General features: G+C 63.7%; 6 protein-coding genes and 1 pseudogene. All 7 read left to right on the forward strand.

Going from position 1 to position 6,256, the window contains the following annotated elements; translation table 11 throughout:
• The first annotated feature begins 43 nt into the window (after window positions 1–43).
• Window positions 44–1,747, forward strand: coding sequence for an acyl-CoA dehydrogenase (locus AC2FL1_RS19655; protein ID WP_496878043.1), 1,704 nt, complete (start codon window positions 44–46; stop codon window positions 1,745–1,747).
• Window positions 1,747–2,793, forward strand: a complete 1,047-nt coding sequence (locus tag AC2FL1_RS19660; RefSeq protein WP_496878044.1) for an MBL fold metallo-hydrolase — start codon at window positions 1,747–1,749, stop codon at window positions 2,791–2,793. The genes AC2FL1_RS19655 and AC2FL1_RS19660 overlap by 1 nt, the downstream gene beginning before the upstream one ends.
• A 3-nt stretch (window positions 2,794–2,796) precedes the next feature.
• A complete protein-coding gene (locus tag AC2FL1_RS19665) occupies window positions 2,797–3,252 on the forward strand; it encodes a DUF6173 family protein (RefSeq protein WP_496825330.1) in 456 nt (151 codons plus the stop codon).
• A gap of 70 nt (window positions 3,253–3,322) precedes the next feature.
• Window positions 3,323–5,170: a glycerophosphodiester phosphodiesterase family protein gene (locus tag AC2FL1_RS19670; protein ID WP_496825331.1), complete on the forward strand. Its 1,848-nt coding sequence runs from the start codon at window positions 3,323–3,325 to the stop codon at window positions 5,168–5,170.
• Complete coding sequence (locus AC2FL1_RS19675; RefSeq protein WP_496825332.1) at window positions 5,157–5,717, forward strand: hypothetical protein; 561 nt, start codon at window positions 5,157–5,159, stop codon at window positions 5,715–5,717. Before AC2FL1_RS19670 ends, AC2FL1_RS19675 begins: the two co-directional genes overlap by 14 nt.
• A gap of 62 nt (window positions 5,718–5,779) precedes the next feature.
• The gene (locus tag AC2FL1_RS19680) at window positions 5,780–5,914 is read left to right on the forward strand and encodes an aa3-type cytochrome c oxidase subunit IV (protein ID WP_234137199.1); all 135 of its coding nucleotides are present in this window, start codon (window positions 5,780–5,782) and stop codon (window positions 5,912–5,914) included.
• Window positions 5,915–5,975: 61 nt separating this feature from the next.
• A pseudogene (locus tag AC2FL1_RS19685) lies at window positions 5,976–6,256 on the forward strand (hypothetical protein); the annotation flags it as partial.

The following is a 6,256-nucleotide window of genomic DNA, read 5'->3' on the forward strand; positions in this document are numbered from 1 at the left end:
CCGCGACTTGCCAAGTCGCCAAGACCACCACCGAGGGGACCCCATGCCGTACCGTTCGCCCGTCACCGATTATACGTTCCTTTTGAACCATGTGGTCGGTTATGACCGGGTCTCCGGGACTGAGAAGTTTGCCGAGGCGGGTGCCGATATGGCGAGCGCCATCCTGACTGAGGCCGGGCGCATGTGCGACGAGGTGATGGCGCCCTTGCAACGCGGCGGCGATCTGAACCCTGCGCGGCTGGAAAACGGGGCGCTGCGCAGCTCGCCCGGCTTTGCCGAGGGGTGGAGGGCGATTGCCGAGGGCGGCTGGATCGGCATGAGCGGGTCGCCGGAGCATGGCGGCATGGGGCTGCCGATGGCGGTCACCACCGCTGTGAACGACATGATGAGCGGCGCCTGCCTGTCGCTGCAACTGGCGCCACTGATGAGCCAGGGCCAGATCGAGGCGCTGGAGCATCACGCCAGCGACGCGATCAAGGAGCTGTACCTGCCCAAGCTGATCTCGGGCGAGTGGTCGGGCACCATGAACCTGACCGAACCGCAGGCCGGGTCGGATGTGGGCGCGCTGAGTTCCAAGGCCGAGCCCAACGGCGATGGCACCTATGCGGTCAACGGGCAGAAGATCTTCATCAGCTGGGGCGACAACGATTTCTGCGACAATGTCTGCCACCTGGTGCTGGCGCGGCTGCCCGATGGGGTGCCGGGGACCAAGGGCATCTCGCTGTTCCTGGTGCCGCGCAACCTGCCCGACGAGAATGGCAATGCGGGCGTGGCCAACAGTCTCAAGGTGGTGTCGCTGGAACACAAGATGGGCCTGCATGGCTCTCCCACCTGCGTGATGCAGTATGACGGTGCCAAAGGCTGGCTGGTGGGCGAGGAACATGGCGGCATGGCGGCCATGTTCACCATGATGAACAACGCGCGTCTTGGCGTGGGCGGGCAGGGTGTCGGCGTGGCCGAGGCGGCCTGGCAGCACGCGATGGCCTATGCGATGGAGCGCAAACAGGGCAAATCCGCCTCGGGCACCATTGCTGACCATGCCGATGTTCGGCGGATGCTGACCAGCATGAAGGCCGATGTATTTGCCGCCCGCGCGATTCTGGCGGCCTGTGCCGTGGCGATCGACATGGGTAATGCGACCGGATCGGCCGAGTGGAAGGCGCGGGCCGCTTTCCTGACCCCGATTGCCAAGGCCTTCGGCACCGAAACGGGTATTGCGGTCGCGGAAACCGGGGTGCAGGTGCATGGCGGCATGGGCTTTATCGAGGAAACCGGCGCGGCGCAATTCTATCGCGATGTGCGGGTGACCGCGATCTACGAGGGTACCAACGGCATTCAGGCGATGGACCTGGTGGCGCGCAAGATGATGGATGGCGGCGAGGCTGCGGCCAAGCTGCTGGATGAGATCGAGGATCATGCCGAGCGCGCCCGTGGCCGCCTGCCGGAGCTGGCGGGCCCCGTTTGGGAGGCGACCGAGACCCTGCGCGAGGCCACCGAGTGGATGATGGCGCAAGGAGAGCTGAACGACCGCTTTGCCGGGGCGGTGCCATTCCTGCGCGCCTTTGCCCGGGTGCTGGGTGGCCATTTCCACCTGATTGCGGCCCTGGCCGATCCCGGTGGTCCGCGCGAGAAACTGGCGCGGTATTACATTAACGCGCTGTTGCCGGAACATGCTGGCCTGCTGGAACAGGCGCAGGGCGGTTGTGCCGATCTGTATGCCATCAGCCTTGAAGAGTTGTCGGCGTGATGGATCGGACACCGGGCCTGGCCATGCGCTACCCCTGGGACGAGCCGCCCGCCCATGGTTCTGCGATCGAGGTGGCCGAAGGCGTGTTGTGGATGCGCCTGCCGCTGCCGATGAAGCTGGATCATGTCAATGTCTATGCGCTGGACGATGGGGATGGCTGGACGGTGATCGACACCGGGTTCTCGTCGAAAAAGACGCGGGCCATCTGGCAGGGGCTGATCGACGGGCCGCTGGCGGGCAAGCCTGTGCGCCGGGTGGTCGTGACCCATCACCACCCCGACCATATGGGCAATGCCGGCTGGTTCCAGTCTGAACTGGGTGCCGAGCTGGTCACCACGCGTACTGCCTGGTTGTTTGCGCGCATGCTGACACTGGATGTGCAGGAGACCTGGCCCGAGGAAACGCTGGACTATTACCGCAGCGCGGGCATGGCGCCCGAGGTGCTGGCAAAGCGGACGGCCGAGCGGCCGTTCAACTTTGCGGATATGGTCTATCCGATGCCGCTTGGCTTTACCCGGATCAAACAGGGCGACGTGTTCCATATGGGCGGGCGCGACTGGGACGTGCATATGGGCAACGGCCACGCGCCCGAACATGCCACGTTCTGGAGCCGCGACGACAATCTGGTGATCACCGGCGACCAGATTCTCAGCTCGATCAGCCCCAATATCGGCGTCTATGCGACCGAACCGATGGCCGATCCGCTGGCCGACTGGCTGGAAACCTGCGAACGGCTGGCGCTGCTGGCCCGGCCCGACCATCTGGCTCTGGGCGGGCACAAGCTGCCCTTTACCGGCCTGCCGATCCGGATGCGGCAGCTGATCGACAACCACCATGGCGCGCTGAAGCGTCTGCGCGACCACCTCGATACGCCGAAGGCGGCCTCGGACTGTTTTGCGCCGCTCTTCAAGCGCACCATCGGCGAGGGCGAATACGGGCTGGCGCTGGTTGAAGCGGTTGCCCATGTCAACCATCTCTATCATACCGGAGAGGTGACACGGACCCGGCGCGCGGATGGCGCCTGGCTCTATCAGCGGAAAGGATGAGCCATGGAAAACAAGATCGAGACCTCGGCCGAATATGCCGAGGCGGCGGTGTTGCGGCCCCGGTGCCACGAGGTGCATGCCGATCCTGACAGCCCTGCCCGTATGACAGAGGTGCCCGCACCGCTGCAGGAACCGGTCCAGAACAAAAGCCCGGCGCAATGGGCCTATGAACGTCTGATCCTCTATATACGCAACTTCGAAAAGCAGCTGGACGCCAGCCAAGAGGTGGCGATGGGCTTTGTCGGCGGCGATGCCGGGGTGTTGCGGATCGAGGGGATCGGTTATTTTGACCCCGATATCGTCACTTTTTACGGGGCCGATGGCACCGGCGCGCGCACCCAGCTGGTGCAGCATGTGAGCCAGCTGAACGTGATGCTGCGCGCCATGCCGGTGGCGACCGAGGACCGTCCGGCCCAGCGCATCGGCTTTCGCCTGGCCGCCGATCTGGAAGCGGACTAGACGCTTTCGGCTTGCCTTGGCGCTGACGGGGCCGTTCAATACCTGCATTGTCCGCAGGAGATAGCTGCCCGTGTCGCATTTTACCCATGTCCGCAACGCCTGGTCCGGGTCCTGGGCCCGGCGACGGGTCTTTGTTCCGCTCTATGCCGCGCTGCGCCTGCTGGTTCTGGCGCTGATCGCGCCGGCGCTGGCGGGACTGATCAATCTGGCCGTTGGCCTGTCGGACCAGTCGGCGCTGACCGATCAGGATATAGCGCGTTTTGTCCTGTCTCCACTGGGCTTTGCCGCGACACTGGCGGTGCTGAGTATCCTTCTCGTCGCTGAAGTGCTGAGCTTTGCAGTGATGGCGGCAACCCTGCGAAGCGGCGCCAGTGATGTCTGGAGATCGGGCAGTTCTGGATTGTCGCTGGTATTGAGGCGGCTGCAACCGCTCCTTATTTTTGCCGTGCTCTTTGTTTTGCGGGTTCTTGCGCTGGCCGTACCATTCGTAGCGGTTGCAGGGCTGATTGCCTGGTGGGTGTTGGGCGACTTTGACATCAACTATTACCTTACCTTTCGTCCACCCTCGTTCCGTCTGGCTATGGCTGCCATTGCCATATTGGTGCTGATCCTTGCCTGGCTCTTGATGCTGCGGCTGTCGGGGTGGGCGCTGTCGCTTCACTTGGTTATCTTCGAAGGGATCCCGCCCTCGCAGGCCTTTGCCGAAAGCACCCGCCGGATGGGTGCCCGTCGGACCGCGCTCAAGATCGAGCTGTTGCTATGGCTGCTGACACGGTTCGCGCTGGCCGCCGTCTTGGGCGTTCTGGCCAGTGCGGCGTTGGCGCTGGTGCCGATCCCCCAAGACGGCGCGTTGCGCCGGGCGCTGATGCTGGTGGTTCTGGTTATGGGCCTCTGGTCGCTGGCGGGGCTGGTGTTGGCGGCAACCGCGCTTGGGGCGCTCACCAAGTTGCTCGACCGGTTCTACGATGGCGCGGCAACCGAGGTAGCCCCCCTGCCAACCTCTGATCCACAGGGCCTGCGGGCGCGGCTGATCGGCGCGGCGGTACTGGCCGCCCTGGCACTGGGTGCGGGCATGTGGGTCAGCGACGGGTTGCTGACCCAACTGACAGCCAAGGACGAAGTGACCGTCATCGGCCATCGCGGGGCTGCCGGGACGCGGCCAGAGAACACCATGGCGGCGATCGTCAAGGCGATCGAGGATGGCGCCGACTGGGTCGAGATCGATGTGCAGGAGACCGCCGATGGCGAGGTCGTCGTTATGCATGACAGCGATTTCATGAAACTCGCCGGGGTGCCGACCAAGATTTGGGACGCCACGATGCAGGATATCGAGCAAATCGACATCGGCAGCTGGTTCTCGCCAGATTACGCCGCCGAGCGGGCGCCGACCCTGCGTGCGGTGCTGGAGACCGCCAAGAACAAATCAAACGTCCTGATCGAACTTAAATACTACGGTCATGATGTGGATCTGGAAAATCGCGTGATTGCATTGGTCGAGGAGCTCGGCATGCAGGACCAGATCGCTACCATGTCACTGAAATACCCTGCGGTGCAGAAAATGCTGACGCTGCGCCCTGACTGGCGCAGCGGTGTTCTGGCGGCGACGGCTGTGGGTAATCTCGCGGGTCTAGAAGGCGACTTTGTCGCGGTCAGCAGCGCCAGCCTGCGCCCCTCGCTGTTGCGCGCCGCCCATGCGGCGGGCAAGGATGTCTATGTCTGGACGGTGAACGAGCCGCTCTTGATGTCCAAGATGATCTCGATGGGGGTCAACGGGTTGATCACCGATGAACCCGCCATGGCGCGCGAGGTTCTGGCAGTGCGCGCGACGCTGAACCCCGCTGAACGGCTGCTCTTGTGGTTGACCCAAGAAATGGGGTGGGAGCTGAATGCAAAGGCCTATCGCGATGAAAGCCCGTAACCTGCTGATCCTGTGCCTTTGCGCGGGCAGTCCGGCCGTGGCGCAGGATCTGACTCAGATGCTGGAACTGCCGGCGCACCGCGCGCTGATGGCGGCGCAACAGGCGGCGCCGCTGGCGCCGTTCACCACTGATGGCTGTTCGGGCGGGCTCAGCGCCGGTTGGACCATGGTTGCCGACACCTTTCCCGACTTCGCCGTCGCGCAAGGCAGCCTGCCACCATGGGAGGCCTGCTGTGTCATTCATGACCGCGCTTATCACGACGCGGGTGGAGCAACCACATCCGAGGACAGCTATGCCGCGCGTTATGAGGCCGACCGGGCCTTGCAAAGCTGCGTGCGCGACACCGGAGAAAGCCATCTGGCGGATCTGGCGACCCGTTATGACACCACACCCGAAACGGTCCGCGCCGCCTATGGCACCATTGCTGATGCAATGTATCTGGCAGTCCGCTTTGGCGGTGGCCCCTGCTCTGGCCTGCCATGGCGCTGGGGCTATGGGTATGCCCATTGCACCCCCTTTGACTCAACCGCGCCTGCGCGCGATTGACGTCGTGACAGAGCGGCGAGAATCCGCTATCCAACCGAAAAAACGCGAATAGGATGATTGCTATGGCTGACTTCAAACCCGGTTCGATGGACATCACCACTCAGACCAAGACCTTTGATGGGTTCATCAAGGCGATGATCTGGGTCTGTGTCGTGATCTTCTTCGTCCTGCTGTTCATGGCCGTGTTTACCGCCTGATCCTGCGAGGGACCTTCCCGTGAAGCTGATTTTTCTTGCTGGCGCGTTGGCGCTGAGCCTGATGGCTTGTACCCGCCAGAGCGCGCCACAGGCCGATGATGCGACCGTCGCTGCCGTTCGCTATCGCGATCCGGGGCCGGCAAAGCTGACGCTTTACACGATGGTCAACAACCGCTCGGGCGCGGGGGCGCATACTTCGCTGATGATCAATGCCAGCGAGCGGGTGATCTTTGACCCGGCGGGGTCGTTCTGGGCCGATATCGTGCCGGAGCAGAACGATGTTCTGTTCGGCATCACTCCGGCGGTTGAACGGGCCTATCGCGGCTCGCACGCCCGAGAAAC

This window comes from Ruegeria sp. YKSF070 (assembly GCF_059612725.1).